The following is a 21,135-nucleotide window of genomic DNA, read 5'->3' on the forward strand; positions in this document are numbered from 1 at the left end:
TCAGGCAAATGCGTTAATCGACAGTTCCGATTGTGCAATGCCCATCAGCACAACCACAGTGCCGGCAACAGACAGGAATGTCGCTGTGTCGGTTGCCTCGGGCGCATAGGCCACGAGGTCATCCAGCAATCCCGGATCAAACAGGGTTTCAACACCAACCACGTTGGTGCCCGACGGGGCCGTTGCGGTTGAGTCGATTGCCGTGAAATCAATCGCAATCTGGGTTGCCGAGTTCAAAACATCAAGGGCACTGAAACCGGCAAAAAACAGCTTGTCGCCCTCTGCCTGATTGAAATCGAAGATGACGTCAAAGCCCTGATTGGCACCGGAAACAAAGGTATCAGCCCCCAACTCCCCGATCAGGACGTCATCACCAAGGTTGCCGGCCAGACGGTCATCATCAGCACCGCCAAACATGATGTCATTGCCCTGCCCGCCATAGAGGCTATCAAGGCCATTGCCACCATAGACGGTGTCCTGATGGAAGTTGCCATAGACGGCATCATCACCGAAATCGCCGTAGACAACATCGTCCTGCTGACCGCCATAGACGCTGTCCTGATCGTCGCCGCCATAAAGGATGTCATCACCAAGGTTGCCGTAGAGACGGTCAAAGCCCTGCTCGCCATGCATCAGATCATTTTCACTGCCGCCATAGAGCGTGTCCTGATCGGTGCCACCATAGAGGGTATCGGCATCCTTGTTGCCGTAAATGATGTCATTACCAAAGCCACCGATAATGCTGTCAGCATTCCGGCCACCGTAGGAAATGTCATCACCGCCGCCATTATCGATAATGTCGATGCCGGTATTGCCATAGAGCAGGTCGTCACCAAGGTCACCGCTGATGACATCATCGCCATCCTCGCCGAAGACGGTATCCGCACCATCGCCACCAAGAGCGGTATCCGAGCCAACCCCGACATAGAGCAGGTCATCCTGGTTGCCACCGCTGATACTGTCGGCATCCTGACCGCCGTAGATCGTGTCATTATCGTTGCCACCATCAATGACATCGGCACCGATATTGCCGAACAGGGTGTCGGCATCATCACCACCAAGGATGGTGTCATTGCCATCATCACCGACAATGTAATCAAAGCCGTTGCCGCCATTGATGCTGTCGGCATCCTGTTCGGAATAGATCGTATCGGCGCCATCGCCACCATCAATCACATCAGCACCGAAGCCACCATAAACCTGATCATTGCTGTCACCGGCATTGGCCGCATCGTTACCGTTGCCAAGCACGATAAAGTCAACGCCATCACCGCCATAGACGGTGTCGTTGCCATCTTCACCAAACAGGACATCGTCACCGTCGCCACCGCTTAGGGCATCGGAGCCATCTCCGCCATAAAGTGTGTCCGCGGCCGTCTCGCCCTGCAGGTTGTCATCGCCTTCCTCACCATACAGTAGGTCATCATCCTGACTGCCATAGATGAGATCATTGCCGTCACCGCCGAACATGGTGTCGGCACCAAGGCCAAGACGCGCAATGTCGGAACCATCACCGCCGAAGACAAGATCGACGCCGCCAGCGGCAAAAATCACATCATCGCCCTCACCGCCATAGAGGGTGTCATTGCCTTCATTGTTGATGAGCGCAGTATCGAACGGATCAAGACCGATCGTGTCGGCACCCTGCAGGCCATAAACCAGATTATCGCCGCCATTGGTCTCGATGATATTGCCAGCCTGATTGCCTATCGCATTGAAGACGTTAAGGCCCATGACTAGGTTTTCAACACCCTGGTCCAGCGTGACCGAGGTGATGTTGGTATAGATGGTGGTGTCATCACCGGCATTCTCAAGCTCGGTAATCTGGTCGACTACGCTATTGATGAGATAGACATCATTACCGAGACCACCACTCAGGGTATCTATACCGATGCCGCCATCAAGAGTATCCGCGCCTTCATTACCAAACAGGAAGTTGGCAGCATCATTGCCGGTAATAACATTGTCTAACTCGTTGCCGAAACCGTCCGTTGCACCGAACAGGAGTGTGAGGTTTTCAATATCCTCTAAAGCATCATCAACAAAGCGATCAATCGAGTAGCTGACTGATGTGCGGACCTCGTCAGTGCCGGTACCACCGAAGACCTGATCACTGATATTGTCCACGATCAGAATGTCATTGCCATCACCACCATACATCTGGTCGACTTCAGTGCCGCCATCAATGGTATCGTTATTCACGCCACCATAGAGCGTATCATTATCGGCATCGCCCGTGATGAAGTCATTTCCGGCACTGCCATAAACAAAATCGGTTCCTGCACCGGCAGACAACACGTTATCCAAATTGTTGCCATAGATTATGTTCAGCGCATCATTGCCAGTGCCATTGAACGCAAACGGAGATTCCTCATTCAAACGAAGAACCTCGATCCCGAGGTCGATGGTATAGTTTTGTGTTGCCTCTACAGTATCAAACCCGGAGCTGTCGAGGACCACATCAAGCGAGTTATCAACGAAGAAAAGATCATTGCCGCTACCGCCGCTCATGGAGTCAGCACCGGGACCGCCATCGAGGGTGTCGTTACTGGAACCGCCATCGAGGGTGTCGGCACCCTCTTCACCGAACAACTGATCTTCGCCCACAAAGCCGATCAGAATGTCATCACCATCACCGGCATTGATGGTATCCATGCCCAGATTGCCATTGATGGAATCAGCGCCGGGCGTTCCATCAATCTGCTCATCGAGAATTGGTTCAAACAGCTGAGGGTCGGTACCGGGGATAGGCGCCATTCCCTGATCGCCATCAATCACATTAAAACCACTCATAGCATCCGGTCCTTGTAACGGTTAGTCATCATTCTGTGACGAAGCACTAAACTGACAAATGCTATCTTCGATGTGAAGTGTCGAGCCGAAGTCAAAAGCGGGAAATCGGTTAGGCAAAGCTGATAATGTGTAAGCAGTGGCTCTAGTGCGCTGATTTCCTTGATAATTGCTATTGTTTGCCCGGCAGGATATTTTTTTTACTGTCCGGCCCTTGCCCGAAAATTATATTCGGACATGCGGAAACCCGGCTGAAACCGCTGTTACGGGCAAAAAAAAAACTGATTTTCCAACCGATTCGACCCAGCGGCTCATGCACAGAGCATCGCAACTCGATCGCGTGCCTGATCAAGATTGGCCGACAGCTCCCACAGCCTCGCGAGCAGATCATCATCCACAATCATGGCCTTCCCTGATTCCGATCGGACATAGAAGTCGTGCTTGGCATGGATGGCGGCATTTCGCTGCTCGGTCAGGCGACGTATCTCGCCAAGCAGGCGATCGAGATCATCATGTCTGTTGCGAGGAACAGCCGATGCCCCGATCTGCTGTGCCATCATGCTCAGGCGTTCATCCATGCTTCGGCGACCGAACTGCCGGGTTATCTGTTCAAGCTGATGATCCGGCCAGAGTTTTCGGGCCAATACCAGCAAAGCGGCTTCCAAGGCATTGAAACTGATGATGATATGCCCAAGGGCACTGGCGTAGTCCTCGATGATCGGATCGGTATCCTGATAGGCATCAGGATAAAAACCACCGCTCAATGGATCGGTGGGCATTACCGGCTCAGCCCGAGATCGGCGGTCGAGATCGAGGCGCAATCCATGTGTTCATGGCAGTGATCGGCATACCATTGTTCGATCTCTGCCCCGGCCTGCTTGATTTTCTCGAGGATGTCATTCCGCTCATCGGTCAGCTTGCGCAGGCTAATGAGGTAATCGCTGGCGCTTTCCGCTTTCGACACGCCATTGACGGAGGCACCGGTTTCATCACTTAACAGCCCCTTGCCCATATTGAGGTCAATCAGCGCAACCCGACGCACCATATTGTCGAAATAGGCACCGATATTCTCGGCAATCACTGCAGTGGAATGGGCCGGCTCTGCTTCAGTTTCAGTATCATCACTGCTGGCAACGGTTTGCTGGTATTTGGTGACACGCTTCAGCAGCTCATCGGACAGGCCAGCCGCTTCCAATCCCAGAACCCGTGATGCCTCAATCCGTTTGGCAAACTCGTAATTGTCGAGCGCGGCCAGATCGCTGGCAAAGAGATAACGCTCGGTTTTGGCCAGTTGGCGCTGGATGGCGGCTGGTAACGATACAATTTGTTGCTCAGGGGTCAGGACGCTGTCAGCGGCTGCCACCTCGGGATCGTTGATGGCACTCACCGTTGCCACAACATAGCGCGTGGCAAATACCGTGAGAAACGCCAGCGCGAAGATCCCGACGAACAGTTTCGGTCGCTCACGCAGCATGGAGAAGAAGTCACGGAAGAAGGTCATTGGCCCAGATATCGACATCGGTCACTGATCTTTCCAGCATAACAAAGCCCGCGCGATGATACGAGAACCATCTGACCGCGGGCCGGTAACTGATTGATTTTTCCGGGATGTCACCGAATGGTGAGCGCGCAGGGGTTCGAACCCTGGACCTGCTGATTAAAAGTCAGCTGCTCTACCGGCTGAGCTACACGCTCCCACCTCTCGGTGAGTGAGCGGGAAAATACGCACACCTTACGACAGCGTCAACACCAATATCCCAGTTATTTTTGCTTTGCGTCAATTCTGGTCGAATGTTCGGCCGGACTGGCTTCCAGATTGAACTTGTAGATCAGTCGATCACAGACATTCGGGGAGACAAATTCCGAAATATCGCCGCCTAACCTACCGATTTCCTTAACAAATCTGGAAGACACGAATTGATAGCGTTCAGACGCCATCAAAAAGACGGTGTCGATATTCGGGTCAAGACGTGCATTCATACCTGTCATCTGAAATTCGTATTCAAAGTCAGATATGGCACGCAAGCCACGGATTACGACGCTGGCACCGAGCTCGGCGGCAAAATGCATGAGCAGATTGTTGAAGGTACGGACCTCGATTGAGTAGCCCTGATCCTTCAGCCCATGAATTTCCTGTTCGACCAGTTCCCGGCGTTCGTCGGTGGAGAACAGTGGCCCCTTGCCGGCATTACGGGCAACCGCCACGACCAGATGGTCGACGACCTTGGCCGCTCGCTTGATGATATCCATATGACCGAGGGTGATCGGATCAAATGTGCCAGGGTACAAGCCAACCAGTTTAGCCATTACGCGTCGCTTTCGGGCGCTTCATCACCGGCATCACTGTCGCCACTGTTAGTATTATCAGGGGTTTCTGCATTCTCTGCCTCGGCACCCTGTTCAGCGACAGCCTCACCTTCTGCGCCCTCAATGAGTGCTTCATCTTCATCCTCGGCATCATCGACGACGGCGACAGAGACCACCTTCTCATCCTTGGAAACCCGGAACAGCATGACGCCTTGAGTCATCCGACCGGCGATGCGGATACCGGTGATCGGCATACGGATCAGTTGGCCACCATCTGTCACCAGCATGATCTGCTGACCCTCGGTGACCGGGAAGCTGGCAGCGATTGCTTTGACCCGGTCGGTCATGGACATATTCCAGATACCCTTGCCGCCCCGGCCGGTCAGGCGATACTCGTAAGCCGAGGTACGCTTGCCAAGCCCGGTTTCACTGACGGTCAGGATGAACTGTTCGGCAGCGGCCAGTTCAGCAATCCGCTCATCACTCAGGCTTGTATTGCTGTTGCCTTCTTCCGCACCGGCATTCTCGCCCTCTTCCTCATCACCGGCCCGACGCAGGGCATTGGCATGACGGAGATAGGCCGAGCGTTCATCCGGCGTTGCCTCCACATGATCGATGATCGACATGGAGATAACCTCATCGCCCTCTTCCAGACGGATACCGCGGACACCGGTTGATGTCCGACCGCTGAAGACGCGAACATCCTCAACCGCAAACCGGATGCAGTAGCCGTTATGGCTTGCCAGCATGACATTCTGATCCGGGCGGCAGGTCTGCACCGATACAAGGCTTTCGCCCTCATCCAGCTTCATGGCGATCAGGCCATTGGCGCGGATGTTGGCGAAATCGGACAGCAGGTTACGCCGGATGCCGCCACGCGAGGTGGCGAACATGACATGCCAGTCTGCCCAGGTTTCCTCATCCTCCGGCAATGGCATCATCGCGGTAATGGTCTCGCCACCATGGAGCGGCAGCAGATTGACTAGTGCCTTGCCACGCGATTGCGGCGTGCCGAGTGGCAGGCGGTAGACCTTCAGTTTGTAGACCATGCCGCGTGAAGAGAAGAACAACAGCGGCGTATGGGTCGAGGTCACGAAGAGCTGGGAAACGAAATCCTCATCCTTCGTCGACATACCGGAACGACCCTTGCCGCCACGGCGCTGGGCGCGATAGGTCGACAGCGGCACGCGCTTGATATAGCCGCCATGGGAAACGGTCACGACCATTTCCTCACGCTGGATAAGGTCTTCGATATCCGCTTCAAACTCGGCCTCGACCAGTTCGGTCCGGCGCGGTGTGCCGAACTTCTCCCGGATTTCGGCCATTTCATTGACCATGATCTCGAGCACACGGGCACGGTTTGCCAGAATGTCGAGATAGTCACGAATCTTGTCGGTGACCTCACCGAGGTCTTCAGCGATCTTGTCCCGCTCGAGACCGGTCAGGCGATGCAGGCGCAGATCAAGGATCGCCTTGGCTTGAGCTTCGCTGAGCCTGTAGGTCTTATAAGCAGACTCATTAAAGTCAGAGGCATCACCTTCGACCAGCTTGATCAGCGGTGCCACGTCTGCGGATGGCCATTCGCGCGCGAGCATTTCCGCTCGTGCTTCCTGTGGATCGGGAGCACGACGGATCAGCTCGATCATCTCATCGAGATTGGCAATCGCAACAGCCAGACCGATCAAGGTATGGGCGCGCTCGCGGGATTTGCCGAGCTCATAGATGGTCCGGCGGGTGATCACCTGCTCGCGGAAATCAACGAATGCCTTGATGATGTCACGCAGGGTCATGGTCTGCGGACGACCGCCATTCAGCGCCAGCACGTTACAGCCGAAGCTGGTTTGCAGCGGCGTGTATTTGAACAGCTGAGCCAGCACCACATCGGCCACGGCATCGCGCTTCAGCTCGATCACCATGCGCACGCCGTCGCGGTCACTCTCGTCACGCAGATCGGAAATACCCTCGACGATCTTCTCATTGACCACCTCGGCAATCCGCTCAATCAGGCGGGACTTGTTCACCTGATACGGGATTTCGGTGACGATGATCGCTTCACGGTCCTTACCGAAGGTCTCGATATGGGTGCGGCTGCGCACCATGACCGAGCCATTGCCCTGGCTATAGGCACGATAGATACCGGTCTTGCCGAGAATCTGACCGCCGGTCGGGAAGTCCGGACCGGGCACATGCTCCATCAGCGCTTCGATACTGATATCGGGATCTTCGATATAGGCGATACAGGCGTCGATCACCTCGCCGAGATTATGCGGCGGAATATTAGTCGCCATACCAACCGCGATACCACCGGCACCATTGACCAGCATATTCGGATAGCGTGCGGGCAGAACCACCGGTTCTTCGGTCTGTTCGTCATAGTTGGGCTGGAAATCGACGGTGTTCTTGTCGATATCGGCCAACAGGCTTTCCGCCGCCTGGGCCAGACGGGCCTCGGTGTAACGCATGGCCGCAGCCGGATCGCCATCCATCGAGCCGAAATTGCCCTGACCGTCAACCAGTGGAAGGCGCATGGAGAAATCCTGCGCCATCCGCACCATGGCGTCGTAAATCGCGCTGTCACCATGGGGGTGATACTGACCCATGACGTCACCGACGATACGGGCCGATTTGCGGAACGGCTTGGTGCTGTCATATCCGCCCATTTTCATGGCGTAGAGGATACGGCGGTGCACCGGCTTCAGGCCGTCGCGCACATCAGGCAGCGCACGGCTGACGATTACGCTCATCGCATAATCGAGATAGGAGCGACGCAGCTCGGTCTCAATCGAGACGGGAGCGATATCGGAGTCGTTACCCGATTGATCAGACAAGGCAGTTAAACCCTTGATTTAACGAACAGAAAAGCTGAAACAAAATCAGCCAGACAGATGGCCCCTATTATAGCACACCGCCTGATTTCACCTAATTCGGCTGGATTGCCGGTCGTGCCGGAAATCAGAACGGAATATCGTCGTCCAGATCCTGTGCGCTGCCACCGGCATAGGCTGGTTCAGGCTCTGGCTGGCTCATGCCGCCACCCTGATTCCCGTAACCACCGCTGCCGCCGCCATAATTGCCGCCGCCGGAGCCGCCTTCGTTACGGCCATCGAGCATGGTCAGCTCGCCGCGATACGGACGCAGCACAACCTCGGTGGTGTAACGGTCCTGCCCGTTCTGGTCCTGCCATTTGCGGGTTTCCAGCTGGCCTTCGATATAAACTTTTGACCCCTTACGCAGGAAACGCTCGGCAACACCGACCAGTGCTTCATTGAACAGCACCACATTGTGCCACTGGGTGCGCTCCTTGCGCTCACCGCTGTTCTTGTCCTTCCAACTCTCGGAAGTCGCGACCGCGAGATTGCAGACACGGCCACCACTGCTGCCCATGGTGCGAACCTCGGGATCTTTGCCCAGATTACCGATCAAGATGACCTTGTTGACGCTGCCAGCCACTGCCTGTTCCTTCGTGATTTGATTTCTATATGAGCATTGCCGACATATAGTGCCGGATGCGGTGGCCGGATCGTAAACATCTGATCCCCTCGCCGCAATCACAGAAAGGCGTGTTCTGCCGCCATTTTTACCCGCAGATTGGGGGTAACTTTCGGCAATGCACATATTTCCGCAAAACCGCCTTGTGGCGGTGCACTAAATACTACCCTTCACGTGAACGCATGCTGCTTTATATATGTGTCGGCAGTTGGCGTTTGCACTGCAGCAAGGGCGAGAAAGTCATAGCATGTTGAAAACCATTTCCGTACGCGGTGCCCGCGAACACAATCTGAAAAGTGTCGATGTGGACCTGCCACGGGACAGCCTTGTGGTGATCACTGGCCTGTCAGGCTCGGGCAAATCATCCCTCGCCTTCGATACCATATATGCCGAGGGTCAGCGCCGCTATGTGGAGAGTCTCTCCGCTTATGCCCGGCAGTTTCTGGAGTTGATGCAAAAGCCGGATATGGACAGCATTGAGGGCCTGTCCCCGGCGATTTCAATCGAGCAGAAGACCACCAGCCGCAACCCACGCTCCACCGTCGGCACGGTTACCGAGATATATGACTATATGCGCCTGCTCTGGGCCCGGGTTGGCGTGCCCTATTCTCCGGCAACCGGCCTGCCGATCGAGAGCCAGACCGTCAGTCAAATGGTCGATCGGATCACCGACAAGGGCGATGGCAAACGGCTCTATATCCTCGCTCCCATCGTGCGTGGTCGCAAGGGCGAGTACCGCAAGGAAATCCGCGATCTGCAACAGAAGGGTTTTCAGCGCATCCGGATTGATGGAGAAATCTATGAAATCGACGAAACACCAAGCCTGAACAAGAAGATAAAGCATGATATTGAGGTGGTTGTTGACCGCCTCGTCGTGCGTGATGACCTCGGCAACAGGCTGGCGGACAGCGTTGAAACCGCACTGAATTTGTCCGATGGGCTGGTCTATGTCCTCGATGCCGATACGGCAGAGCTTGATGTGTTCTCGGCCAAATTCGCCTGCCCGGTTTCCGGCTTCACCATTGATGAGATCGAACCGCGCCTGTTCTCATTCAACAGCCCGCATGGCGCCTGCCCGACCTGTGATGGTCTCGGTACCAAACTGTATTTCGATCCCGAACTGATCGTGCCCGATGATCGCGTCTCCTTGCGCGATGGTGCCATTGCCCCATGGGCCGGCTCATCCTCACAATATTACCAACAGACGCTGCAGAGCCTTGCCAAACACTACAAGGCCAGCATGCACAAGCCCTATGCCGAGTTATCCGAGACGTTCCATAATGCGCTGATGTTCGGTACCGGCGATGAGGATGTTACCTTTGAGTATGATGACGGGTTGCGCAGCTACAAGACTGCCAAGCCGTTTGAAGGGCTGGTCCCACACCTGACCCGCCGCTTTGTCGAAACCGACAGCAGCTGGACCCGTGATGACCTCGGCAAATACCAGAATACGGCGGCCTGTGAGAGCTGTGGCGGCTATCGCCTGAAACCCGAAGCGCTGGCGGTCAAGATTGACCATCAGCATATCGGCCAGGTTACTGATCGCTCGATTGAGGCGGCTGGCGAGTGGTTTGCAGCCCTGCCCGCCAAGCTGAATGAGAAGAACAACGAGATCGCCGCCAGAATCCTCAAGGAAATCAATGAGCGACTCGGTTTCCTTAATGCGGTTGGCCTTGGCTATCTGTCGCTGTCACGCATGTCCGGTACCCTGTCCGGTGGTGAGAGCCAGCGTATCCGTCTGGCAAGCCAGATTGGTTCCGGCCTGACCGGTGTGCTCTATGTTCTCGATGAGCCGTCAATCGGTCTGCACCAGCGCGATAATGACCGTCTGCTGGCCACGCTCCGCCGGTTGCGTGATCTCGGCAATACGGTGATCGTGGTCGAGCATGACGAAGATGCTATCCGCACCGCCGATTATCTCGTGGATATGGGCCCGGGTGCCGGTGTCCATGGCGGCACCGTGGTTGCCGCTGGCAAGCCACCGGTGATCATGCAGTCACCGAACAGCCTGACCGGCCAGTATCTGACCGGGCAGAAGTTCATCCCGGTACCGGAAAAGCGGCGCAAGGCACTGAAAAATCGCAAGCTTGGCATTGTCGGTGCCACATCGAACAACCTGAAGAATGTCAGCGCCACCATCCCGCTCGGCACCCTCACCTGTGTCACCGGCGTTTCCGGCGGCGGTAAATCCACCCTGATTATCGACACGCTCTACAAATCGCTGGCCAAACGGCTGATGAAGGCGAAGGAACAGCCTGGCAAGCATGAGGATATCACCGGCGTCGAGTTCCTCGACAAGGTCATCGATATCGACCAGTCCCCAATCGGACGCACACCACGTTCCAACCCCGCGACCTATACCGGTGCCTTCACCCCGATCCGTGACTGGTTCTCTGGCCTGCCGGAAGCCAAGGCCCGCGGTTATGGCCCCGGTCGCTTCTCCTTCAACGTCAAGGGCGGTCGCTGCGAGGCCTGTCAGGGCGATGGCGTAATCAAGATTGAGATGCACTTCCTGCCCGATGTTTATGTCACCTGTGATGCCTGCAAAGGCAAGCGCTACAATCGCGAAACACTGGAAATCGAGTTCAAAAACAAATCGATAGCCGATGTTCTCGACATGACAGTCGAGGAAGGTGTCGAGTTCTTCAAGGCGGTGCCGAGCATCCGCGACAAACTGGAGATGCTGAATCGGGTCGGTCTCAGCTATGTCAAGATCGGCCAGCAGGCGACCACCCTGTCCGGCGGTGAGGCACAGCGGGTCAAGCTCGCCAAGGAACTGGCGCGCCGTGCGACCGGCAAGACCCTGTATATCCTTGATGAACCGACCACCGGCCTGCATTTCGAGGATGTGCGCAAGCTGCTGGAGGTGCTGCAGGCGCTTGTCGATCAGGGCAATACCGTGCTCGTCATCGAACACAATCTCGAGGTTATCAAGACCGCTGACTGGATTATCGATCTTGGCCCCGAGGGCGGTGATGGTGGCGGCCAGATCGTGGCCGAGGGCACGCCGGAGACGGTTGCCGCCACCGAATCAAGCTATACCGGCCAGTATCTCCAACCCTATCTCAGCCAGAAGCAACCGGCTGACAGCTCAAAGAAAACCGCCTGACCCGGCAAAAACTGCCGCTTTGCGACACTGGCGACATAGTGCCGGTGCCGTCTGGGGGTTGCCGGCAATAGATCGACTGACGGTACTTGCCTGCGCTACCTTAATAGCTGTGATCGGCTATTGAGGCGGTAGTGAACCAGTGCAATGAGCGACGAAAATCTTGGCAGCAAGCTCCCGGAGATGCTGCGTGAAGTCAGATACTACAACGAAACCATTGATTACGTTGTGCTGTTCAACGACCAGACCGCTGCGGCCAGCCTGTCGACCGAAGAGCCGTGGATCAAGGAACTGGTTCAGGCATTGCAGGCCAATGCCGCTGCCGATGCTATCGCCAATGTCCAGAAAGCCATCAAAAACCTGATCACCCGCAGCAAACAGCTGATGAAGGAACGCGACAAGGTCGATGCCATCACAGTTGATGACTATCGCAGCCTCATGGACTGCCGTGAGGCGCTGTTTGAGGCGATCACCGAGGCCAGCCCGGCGAAATCCGGTGGTGTCGCGGCACAGGTTATTCACGAATACCGCACATGGTCCCATGCGCTGGTGGTGAATTACTACTTCAACCCGAACAACACCACACTGGATGCCGATCACGACCTCGCCCGTGACCGGTTGATGCGCTGGCTCGATGAAGTGCCGATGTCGGTGAAGAACAAGGTGAATGTCTCGCTGATCCTTGAGGCCGATGAGGATCTGTTCAAAACCGCCCGGATGCGGATTCAGGAGCGTATGGCCGGTCGGGTCGCCAATGACGCCACCTATGAGAACATAGCTACCATCCGCGAGCGATTGCTCGACCGACTGGTCGAATTGCAGATTGTGGTCAGTGAGCACAGCGTGTCAGCCGACAGCCCGCTGGTTATCGGTGGTCGCCGCCGTCTGGAAGCCGATCTGCACGCCGAGATGGCCCGCTTTGTTCGCCATCAGGATCAGATATTTACGCTGGTTATCTGTGTCATCGACAAGATCAAGGCCATGCGTGACAAGCTGGGTGCCGAGGCGGTCGACAGCGTATTGCGACAGGCTGCCGGTGTGCTCGCCGAAACCCTGCGCCCCTATGACAAGGTCTATACCGCCGGTGGCGGCAAAATTGCGATGATGCTGCCCAATTCGCCGGCCGAGGGCGGTTTTGAGGCGGCACGGCGCTGTCAGACCACCCTGCTGAATACCAAGTTCAGCATCCCCAGTGGCCGCAAAATCCAGCTGACAGCCTCATTCGGCCTGTCGGAAAGCGCGCCGGATGAGGACTGGCAAACGTTATATGACGCCGCCTACAAGGCACTGACGGCAGCCAAATCCAAGGGCAATAACAAGTGCTGTGCCAAGATCGGTGACGATCTGATCTTTGATGATGACGAAGAGTAAGGGAGCAGCGGGATGAAAGAACTTCACCCGAGAGCCGTTCGATATACGCGAGAAAAACTCCTCAACAGTTTGTTTTCAAATGTGAAAACACTGGTGTTTTGCCTTGCGTTGGCAGTGATGATGACCAGCGTTCTACCCGCTATGGTGCTGGCCGCAGATGCGCCGCCACTGGATGGCGCCATGAGTTATCCGAATCGGGATAACGCTATACCTACCTATCCTGCTCAGGATAGCGGTGATGCGACCGCAACCACCACAACCATGGATTCAACGGATAATGATGGCGATGAGGACACCGATGATGCCGAGGCGGAACGACCGGTATTCTATCGCCCGCTGAGGACTGATCCGACCTATCGGCATCCGCCGGGCCATGGTGCCGCCAAGCCTGCTGGCCATGTTGCAATCCCCGGCCACAAGCCTTTGCCACCGGAATATGGCTATGCCAGCCGCACTACATTTGACGATATTACCCCGCTCGATGTGATGGATGCCATCGGTCGCAGGCTCTATTCGGTTGCCCATGACGAGCCCGAAGGCGCACTGGAATCCCTGCGTCAGATCGAGCTGCGCAACGATATGGCACTGGTGCCACCGCTGGTTCACGCCATGCAATTTTCCCTTTTGGGTGAAGCACGTATCGCCGATACCTTACGCCGGATCACAGGTGCCAATCCGGGCAAGACCTGGTTTGCCTGGGCGCAGTGGCTGGAGAGCCATCCCGACCTGATTCTGACACCGGGCCTGGCGCAGGCCGTGGTTGCCATGTGGAGTGCCATCGATGGCAAGTATCGCGCGATCCTGCCACCCAACCGGGTGACACAGGTACCGAAGGCATCAATCTATTGGGATGGTACCCGGGTGGACGAGGTCGACCCGGTAATCAAGCCGACAGTGGTTGGCCCCAATCAGGCCTTTGACATTGACCATAACGATCTCGTGCTCGGCGTCAGCCTGAATGGCACCTACCGCGCCTATCCGGTATCCCAGCTGCTGGCCAATCCGATCATCAATGATGTGCTCGGCGATCATGAGGTCACCATTGCCTATGAGCCGCTCTGTGGCTTCCCGATCGCCATTGACCGAGGCCATGTCGGTAACACGAGTATGGCACCGATGGCATGGGCCGGGCTGGTATATCGCTCTTCGCGCTTGCTCTATACCCTCGACGGCGATCAGCAGCTCTGGGACCCCTGCACCATGCGCTCGGTAACCGGTGCCGCCAGTCAGGCACGTGAGCGCCTGCCGCTGGCCAATGCCACCTTTACCAGTTGGTCGGCCTGGCGCAGCGCTTACCCTGAAACCACGGTAATGGATACCGCTCAGGCACCAGAGGCAACGCCGGACAGCCTTGAGCGCTATGATGATTATGTCGGTGCTGAAAGCCTGATCTATCCGGCCTATCTCAATTCAACTGCCCTGCCCGCCAAGGAACGGATGCTGCTGGTCGATCTCGGCGATCATGATCAGGCCATCCGCCTTGCTGACCTCAAGGGCAAGGCTGTGATCAATCACAGGTTTGGTGATCAGGGTGTTGTGATCATTGTCGAAAACCCGATCAACTGCACCATCCGGGTGTTCAAGCGTCCAGAAGGCGCGATCTTCGGACCGAGCGAGTTTGTCGACCGGGTCTATGGCTCCGGCGGTGGTCTCTGGAAGGTGACAGAAGATGCGCTGATCTCGCCAAGCGGTGAGGAACTGGAGCGGATGCCGGCCCGTGGCCTGTTCTGGTTCTCTGTCGACGGCCTGAACCCGATTACCGAAAACAAGGCGAAGCAGAGCGCCAGCCTGCCGAATTAAGGCTGCCCTGACATCTACACTTCAAACGTGGAGTCTCAACCGTGGCGTCGAGACTGTGCCCGTGCTAAATCACGGGTCCAATCCATATGCGCTCGGAAGGTTGAAGATTATGGCATTGAAGCCCATTCACATTATCGGCGGCGGTCTTGCCGGTTCGGAAGCCGCATGGCAGGCGGCACAGCTTGGCGTGCCGGTGATCCTCCATGAAATGCGCCCGGAGCGGAAGACCGATGCCCACCAGACCGATGGTATGGCCGAGCTGGTCTGCTCCAACTCCTTCCGCTCCGATGATCACGAATACAACGCCGTCGGCCTGCTGCATGAGGAAATGCGCCGGATGAACTCGCTGATCATGGCGGCGGGTGACCGGCATAAGGTGCCCGCGGGCGGCGCGCTTGCCGTTGACCGCGATGCCTTCTCAGATGATGTCAGCAAGACACTGGAAAACCATCCGAATATCACCATTGAACGGGGCGAGATTGCCGGTCTGCCACCCGAGGACTGGGATAGTGTGATCATCGCTACCGGCCCCCTGACCTCGCCCGATCTCGCCGCTGCCATCCGCAGCCTGTCCGGCGAGGATCAACTGGCGTTTTTTGATGCCATTGCACCGATCATCCACACCGACAGCATCGATTTCGACAAGGCGTGGTATCAGTCCCGCTATGACAAACCCGGTCCCGGCGGCACCGGCAAGGACTATATCAACTGCCCCATGGATGAAGAGCAATATACGCGCTTCATCAATGCCTTGCTCGAAGCTCCTAAAACTGAATTCAAGGAATGGGAAGAGAATACGCCCTATTTCGAGGGTTGCCTGCCGATCGAGGTCATGGCCGAACGCGGCATCGAAACATTGCGCTTTGGGCCGATGAAGCCAGTTGGCCTCACCAACCCGAACAGCGATGTGAAACCCCATGCGGTGGTACAGCTGCGTCAGGATAACAAGCTCGGCACGCTGTATAATATGGTCGGGTTCCAGACCAAGCTGAAATACGGTGCCCAGAAGGAAATCTTCCAGATGATCCCGGGGCTGGAGAATGCGGAGTTTGCCCGGCTCGGCGGCATTCACCGCAATACCTTTATCAACAGCCCGAAACTGCTGGACCAGACCCTGCGCCTCAAGGCCATGCCACGCCTGCGCTTTGCCGGACAGATCACCGGTTGCGAGGGCTATGTGGAAAGTGCCTCGGTCGGGCTGATGGCCGGGCGCATGGCGGCAGCGGAGCGCCTTGGTGCCGAACCGGCTCTGCCACCTGAAACCACGGCCCTCGGCGCCCTGCTCAATCACATTACCGGCGGGGCTGAGGCATCAACCTTCCAGCCGATGAACATCAATTTCGGGCTGTTTCCACCACCGGAGAAGGTTGCCCCGGCACCGGGCAAGAAGCCACGCCATCTGAAGGGCAAGGATCGCAAGAAAGCCATGTCCGATAGGGCCTTGCACGATCTTGCCGAGTGGCAGGACAAGCAACAGCTCGTCGCAGCCGAGTAAATTACCAGAGGCCGAGTGGTGCCCGCCAGCTCAGGCTCAGCGCCTGATGCGGATGGGCCGATATGACACGCATGTCAAACGGGTCATAGCCCGCCTTGGCCAGTTGCCGCAGCCCGAGCATGGCCAGTGTCGCCGGCAGGAATGCCGGGGTCAGCCTGCGCGGCACCCATGGCCGCAGATCGCGCGCCGCGGTCAGGTGCTGCCGGGCTTCACCAGCCAGTTGCATGATCACCGGTTTCAGGCGTTCGTCATGGGGAAAATCGGATACCCGGCTCGCGGTCAGCGATTGATCTGCGAGCAGGTCTTCCGGCAGCATCTGGCGCTGTTCATTCAGGTAATGCGCCATCGCTCGCATGATCCCGGTCAGGGCATGGGCAACACCGGCATGATGTGCAGCCTGTTTGATATTCCCATCACCGATATTGCCGCCAAGGGTCTGACATATCAGCAATATCAGCGGTCTGGTTGTCGCACTGGCATAATCCACGAGAGCCGGAACATCGGTCGGCGAAGTCGCCTCGAGATCGCGCTCGCGGGCATCGATCAGGGCATCAAACAAGGCCTGATCCCAGCCATATGTCCGGGCATGGCAAGCGAGCGGCTGTAGCACCTCATGCTGTTTCGGCTCCCCGGCAAAGGCTTCGGCAATCGAATCCCGCCACCATTGCAGGCGGATATGGCCGATTGTCGGCTCGCTCACCACTTCCCGGGTCTTGGCAATCTCATAATTGAAGGCAAGCAGGCTCCAGATTGCTTCCCGCTCGCCGGAGGGGGCAAACAGGCTGGTCAGAAAGCGGTCGGGATCGTGCTGGCGAACGAGATCGCCGCAATAGCTTAAGTTTGGCTGAGGCATAACAATGCTGGAACAGGCTGGCCTGTATTGCAAAAAACAGCGGCTTTATGCCGGAACTTGGCAACACAAGCCAGAATTCATGCAACCTGCCCTTCACATTGTGCGTTAAATTGTTATGTGAACAGGGACGGGTTCGCATATATGCGGATTATCGAATTTCCCCGCGTCAGGCTGACTACACCCAAGCCGACCAAATCTCAAAAATCAAGAGGCCTCATCATGAGCTACGAACTGCCCGACCTTCCCTATGACTATGAAGCGCTCGCCCCATACATGTCGCGTGAGACGCTCGAGTTCCACCATGACAAGCACCACAATGCCTATGTCCAGAAGGGCAATGAGCTGGTCAAGGGCACCCCATGGGAAGGCAAGAGCCTGGAAGAAGCCGTTGTCGGCACCTTCAAAAGCCCGGAGCATGGCGGTCTGTTCAATCAGGTTGGCCAGCACTGGAACCATATTCATTTCTGGAACTGGATGAAGCCTAATGGCGGCGGTGCCATTCCCGGCAATCTCGAAGCCAAGATCAAGGAAGATTTCGGCTCGGTTGACGCCTTCCGTGACAGCTTCCTGACCAATGGTGCCGGTCAGTTCGGCAGCGGCTGGGTCTGGCTGGTGCTGGACAATGGCAAGCTCGGTGTCATGAAGACCCCGAATGGTGAAAACCCGCTCGCCCATGGCAAGACCGCCCTGCTCGGCTGCGATGTCTGGGAGCACTCCTATTACATCGATTACCGCAATGCCCGCCCGAAATATCTCGAAGCCTTCTTCGACAATCTGGTGAACTGGGAATATGTCACCGAGCTGTTCGAGAAAGCAGCCTGATCCATTCCCGGATAGCCAATCAGACAAATGCAAAACGGCCCGTACCAAGCGGGCCGTTTTTTTATGAAGTGAGTGCTATCAGATTGGCAGCAAGGCCGCTGCAATATGACGGCCCTCGGCGAGCAGCACGTTATAGGTCCGGCAGGCGGCACCGGTATCCATGATATCGGGCACCGGCCCCATGTCGCGGATCGCCTGGCGTAGTTTTGGCGGCATGAACTGCATGGTCTCGCCGGTGCCGATCAACAGCACCTCGACCGGTTCGGGTTGGTCGGCCATCAGGGTAAAATCATCCAGCGCCAGCTTGCCGTGGTCTGATGGCTCCCATGGCATCATCCGGCCGGGAAACAGCATGATCGGATGATTGACCACGGTATCATTGATCCGGAACATCCCCGGCCCGTAGCCGGAAATGACCTTGCGATCGGATGGTATGAGCGGCGTTACATCCATCAGGATTGGGCCACGGTTCCATCGCTATCGGCTTTCTCACCGCTGACGCGCGACAGCTGTTCAGGTCGCAGCTTCAGGAAGATCAGCATCGGTGCCGCGATGAAGATCGAGGAATAGGTACCGACCGCGATACCCCAGATCAGGGCAATGGTGAAACCACGGATAACCTCACCACCGAAGATCCACAGCGCTGCAAGTGCCACCAGCGTCGTACCACTGGTCAGCAAGGTCCGGGTCAGGGTCTCGTTCAGGGACCGGTCGATAATGGTGATCAGGCTCTCACGCTTGTATTTGCGCAGGTTCTCGCGCATCCGGTCAAACACGACCACCGTATCGTTGATCGAGTAACCGGCAATCATCAGTACCGCCGCGACGGTCGACAGGTTGAATTCCATCTGGGTCAACGAGAACAGCGCCACCGTGGCAATGGTATCATGCAACAGGGCGAGCACGGCTGCGACGGCGAACTGCCACTCAAAGCGGAACCAGATATAAATCATGATGCCGCCGAGGGAGAACAGGATCGACAGCAGCCCCGCCTTGATCAGCTCACGACCGACCTGCGGGCCGACAAATTCCTGACGGCGGATTTCAATTTCGGAGCCGAGCGCTTCCTTGACCCGGTCGATAGCGGCGGCCTGGGCATCCTCTTCGCCTTCCTGCCGCTGGATACGGATCAGCACCACATCATCGGCACCGAACTCCTGCAGGTTGATCTCCCCGAGGTCGAGATTGCTGATGTCACGGCGCATCTGTGACAGATCGGCAGGCTCGGGCGTTTTGATCTCCAGCAGGATACCACCGCGGAAATCGATGCCGAGGTTCAGCCCCTGCAACAGCATATCGCCGGTGCCGAGCACGATTAGCAGGGCCGAGATGATAAAGCCGATCATCCGACGCCGCATGAACGGGATGGCGGTATGTTCCGGCAGGTAGCTAACAATTCCCTTCATCGGGACTTCCTTACGTTTCTTGTCAAACCAACAGGTTGGAGCAAATTCTTACAGTTATCAGAGCGGCAGCGTGGTTGGTCTGGTCTTGCGCAGCCAGAGCACGACGAGCAACCGGGTCACCATGATCGCGGTAAACATCGAGGTCAGGATACCGATGGTAAGCGTGACCGAGAAACCGCGGATCGGACCGGCGCCGAAGGCAAACAGACAGGCTGCTGCGATCAATGTGGTCAGGTTGGCATCGATAATCGTGGTCAGTGCCCGGCCATAACCGGCATCAATCGCCGAAATCGGGGTTCGGCCATTGCGTAGCTCCTCACGGATGCGCTCGAAGATCAGCACATTGGCATCAACCGCCATACCGATGGTCAGGACGATACCGGCAATACCCGGCAGGGTCAGGGTGGCCTGCAGGATCGACAGGACGGCAACGATGGCCGCAATGTTGATACCGAGGGCAAACAGCGCCATGGCACCGAACAGCCCATAGGCAGCAATCATGAAGATGGCAACGAAGATAATCGCGATAACCGAGGCGATCTGCCCTGCCTCGATGGAATCCTGACCGAGGCTCGGGCCGACCGTGCGTTCCTCAAGCGGCGTCAGATCCGCAGGCAGTGCACCGGAACGCAGGACCAGTGCCAGATCGCTGGCTTCCTGAACCGTGAAGTTACCGGAAATCTGGCCCGCCCCGCCGACAATCGGCTCACGGATCACAGGTGCGCTCAGTACCTCACCATCCAGCACAATCGCCATCTGACGACCGACAAACTGGGTTGTCGCATCGGCAAAGCGCCGTGCGCCCTCACCATCGAAGCGGAAATTGACGATCGGATCGCCGGACACACCGATACCGGTGCTGGCGCCAACAAGGTTGTCACCACGGATGATGGGCCTTTCCGTGATTGCAATCACGCCAAACGGGCTTTGATCCGATGGCACCAGCATGGAGCCCTCCGGTGCCCGACCGTTTTGCAGGTCAGAAGCCGTGGCATCGATATCGACCAGATGAATGCTGAGTTGGCCACGCGGGATCGGCGGGAAAGCGGTCTCACCCGGCAACTGGATCAGAATACGATCATCGCCCTGACGCTGAATTACCGGCTCGGTGGTACCGAGCGCATCCACCCGGCGACGGATAACCTCAACCGCCTGGGACATAATGCTCTCGACCAGCTCGGTTTGGGCAAACTCACGCATCTGAATGCGGATCAGCGGTGGAGCATCGCTGTTTTCCTGTGTCTCCACAGCGGTTTCAAAATCGGAGTTGAGGTCACGGACCGCCGCAACCAGCGCATCGGTCTCAGCCGGATCGCGCGGGCGAACTACGACGCTCAAGCCCTCGGTGGCGAGACCGGCAACCCGGATACGGGCTGAACGGGCAGCATTGCGCACATCGGTGCGCAGATCGCGGACCCGCTGCTGCAGCACATCTTCATACTCGACGCGCAACAGACGATACGACCCACCCTGCAGATCAAGGCCCAGATTGATCGTCTGGGTCGGCAGCCATGATGGCAAGCTGGCCTGTACTGATTTCAAACTGTCCGGCCCAAGGATATTCGGCACGGCATAGGCGATGCTCAACAGGCAGGCGAGCAGGATGGCAATAATTTTACCGGTGGAGAAATGAACCATTGATCAAAGGTCTTTCGAGTGGCGGCCCCGTGGCCGCTCAGCTTGGTCGGTCAAGAGG

Annotated in this window: 13 protein-coding genes, 1 tRNA gene and 1 pseudogene; 5 read left to right on the plus strand and 10 right to left on the minus strand. The window is 56.9% G+C overall.

The features are described from left to right. The 7 genes from CBB62_08955 to CBB62_08985 form a co-directional block, all read right to left on the minus strand. A complete protein-coding gene (locus CBB62_08955) occupies positions 1-2,793 on the minus strand; it encodes a hypothetical protein (protein OUT42392.1) in 2,793 nt (930 codons plus the stop codon). Positions 2,794-3,101: 308 nt separating this feature from the next. After that, the gene (locus CBB62_08960; protein OUT42393.1) at positions 3,102-3,569 is read right to left on the minus strand and encodes a hypothetical protein; all 468 of its coding nucleotides are present in this window, start codon (positions 3,567-3,569) and stop codon (positions 3,102-3,104) included. Beyond that, entirely contained in the window at positions 3,569-4,291 is a 723-nt protein-coding gene (locus CBB62_08965; protein ID OUT42394.1) for a hypothetical protein, read from the minus strand. The genes CBB62_08960 and CBB62_08965 overlap by 1 nt, the downstream gene beginning before the upstream one ends. Before the next feature lie 118 nt (positions 4,292-4,409). After that, positions 4,410-4,485, minus strand: a tRNA-Lys gene (locus CBB62_08970). A 66-nt stretch (positions 4,486-4,551) separates the two neighbouring features. After that, entirely contained in the window at positions 4,552-5,097 is a 546-nt protein-coding gene (locus tag CBB62_08975; protein ID OUT42395.1) for a pantetheine-phosphate adenylyltransferase, read from the minus strand. Next, positions 5,097-7,925 carry a DNA gyrase subunit A gene (locus tag CBB62_08980; protein OUT42396.1) on the minus strand — a complete coding sequence of 943 codons (2,829 nt, stop codon included), beginning with the start codon at positions 7,923-7,925 and terminating at the stop codon, positions 5,097-5,099. The genes CBB62_08975 and CBB62_08980 overlap by 1 nt, the downstream gene beginning before the upstream one ends. A 124-nt stretch (positions 7,926-8,049) precedes the next feature. Further along, entirely contained in the window at positions 8,050-8,547 is a 498-nt protein-coding gene (locus tag CBB62_08985; protein ID OUT42397.1) for a single-stranded DNA-binding protein, read from the minus strand. 286 nt (positions 8,548-8,833) lie between these two features. On the opposite strand from CBB62_08985, the gene CBB62_08990 reads away from it, so the two are divergent. From CBB62_08990 to CBB62_09005, 4 genes are all read left to right on the plus strand, one after another. Beyond that, a complete protein-coding gene (locus CBB62_08990) occupies positions 8,834-11,695 on the plus strand; it encodes an excinuclease ABC subunit A (GenBank protein ID OUT42398.1) in 2,862 nt (953 codons plus the stop codon). Positions 11,696-11,839: 144 nt separating this feature from the next. Next, on the plus strand, positions 11,840-13,063 hold the full coding sequence (locus CBB62_08995) for a hypothetical protein (protein ID OUT42399.1): 1,224 nt from the start codon (positions 11,840-11,842) through the stop codon (positions 13,061-13,063). 12 nt (positions 13,064-13,075) lie between these two features. After that, on the plus strand, positions 13,076-14,863 hold the full coding sequence (locus CBB62_09000) for a hypothetical protein (GenBank protein ID OUT42400.1): 1,788 nt from the start codon (positions 13,076-13,078) through the stop codon (positions 14,861-14,863). Positions 14,864-14,972: 109 nt separating this feature from the next. Beyond that, positions 14,973-16,358, plus strand: coding sequence for a methylenetetrahydrofolate--tRNA-(uracil(54)-C(5))-methyltransferase (FADH(2)-oxidizing) TrmFO (locus tag CBB62_09005; protein OUT42720.1), 1,386 nt, complete (start codon positions 14,973-14,975; stop codon positions 16,356-16,358). Position 16,359: 1 nt separating this feature from the next. On the opposite strand, the gene CBB62_09010 is transcribed toward CBB62_09005, so the two are convergent. Then, positions 16,360-17,211 carry a hypothetical protein gene (locus CBB62_09010; protein ID OUT42401.1) on the minus strand — a complete coding sequence of 284 codons (852 nt, stop codon included), beginning with the start codon at positions 17,209-17,211 and terminating at the stop codon, positions 16,360-16,362. Between the two features lie 219 nt (positions 17,212-17,430). Between CBB62_09010 and CBB62_09015 the strand changes: the two genes are divergently transcribed. Then, complete coding sequence (locus CBB62_09015; GenBank protein OUT42402.1) at positions 17,431-18,033, plus strand: superoxide dismutase; 603 nt, start codon at positions 17,431-17,433, stop codon at positions 18,031-18,033. 78 nt (positions 18,034-18,111) lie between these two features. On the opposite strand, the gene CBB62_09020 is transcribed toward CBB62_09015, so the two are convergent. Both CBB62_09020 and CBB62_09025 read right to left on the minus strand, forming a co-directional pair. Further along, positions 18,112-18,486, minus strand: a complete 375-nt coding sequence (locus tag CBB62_09020; protein OUT42403.1) for a hypothetical protein — start codon at positions 18,484-18,486, stop codon at positions 18,112-18,114. Beyond that, positions 18,486-21,077: pseudogene (locus tag CBB62_09025) on the minus strand (hypothetical protein). The gene CBB62_09020 and the pseudogene CBB62_09025 overlap by 1 nt, the downstream one beginning before the upstream one ends. Between the last annotated feature and the right edge of the window lie 58 nt (positions 21,078-21,135).

It is taken from the genome of Micavibrio sp. TMED2, assembly GCA_002168225.1.
Taxonomy (GTDB): domain Bacteria; phylum Pseudomonadota; class Alphaproteobacteria; order TMED2; family TMED2; genus TMED2.

What these genes read in the sequence shown, in the direction of transcription:
- CBB62_08995 (OUT42399.1), top strand. Translation starts at nt 11,840, where the DNA reads ATGAGCGACGAAAATCTTGGCAGCAAGCTCCCGGAGATGCTGCGTGAA.
- CBB62_09020 (OUT42403.1), bottom strand. Translation starts at nt 18,486, where the DNA reads ATGGATGTAACGCCGCTCATACCATCCGATCGCAAGGTCATTTCCGGC.
- CBB62_08965 (OUT42394.1), bottom strand. Translation starts at nt 4,291, where the DNA reads ATGACCTTCTTCCGTGACTTCTTCTCCATGCTGCGTGAGCGACCGAAA.
- CBB62_09000 (OUT42400.1), top strand. Translation starts at nt 13,076, where the DNA reads ATGAAAGAACTTCACCCGAGAGCCGTTCGATATACGCGAGAAAAACTC.
- CBB62_08975 (OUT42395.1), bottom strand. Translation starts at nt 5,097, where the DNA reads ATGGCTAAACTGGTTGGCTTGTACCCTGGCACATTTGATCCGATCACC.
- CBB62_09005 (OUT42720.1), top strand. Translation starts at nt 14,973, where the DNA reads ATGGCATTGAAGCCCATTCACATTATCGGCGGCGGTCTTGCCGGTTCG.
- CBB62_08955 (OUT42392.1), bottom strand. Translation starts at nt 2,793, where the DNA reads ATGAGTGGTTTTAATGTGATTGATGGCGATCAGGGAATGGCGCCTATC.
- CBB62_08960 (OUT42393.1), bottom strand. Translation starts at nt 3,569, where the DNA reads ATGCCCACCGATCCATTGAGCGGTGGTTTTTATCCTGATGCCTATCAG.
- CBB62_09010 (OUT42401.1), bottom strand. Translation starts at nt 17,211, where the DNA reads ATGCCTCAGCCAAACTTAAGCTATTGCGGCGATCTCGTTCGCCAGCAC.
- CBB62_08990 (OUT42398.1), top strand. Translation starts at nt 8,834, where the DNA reads ATGTTGAAAACCATTTCCGTACGCGGTGCCCGCGAACACAATCTGAAA.
- CBB62_09015 (OUT42402.1), top strand. Translation starts at nt 17,431, where the DNA reads ATGAGCTACGAACTGCCCGACCTTCCCTATGACTATGAAGCGCTCGCC.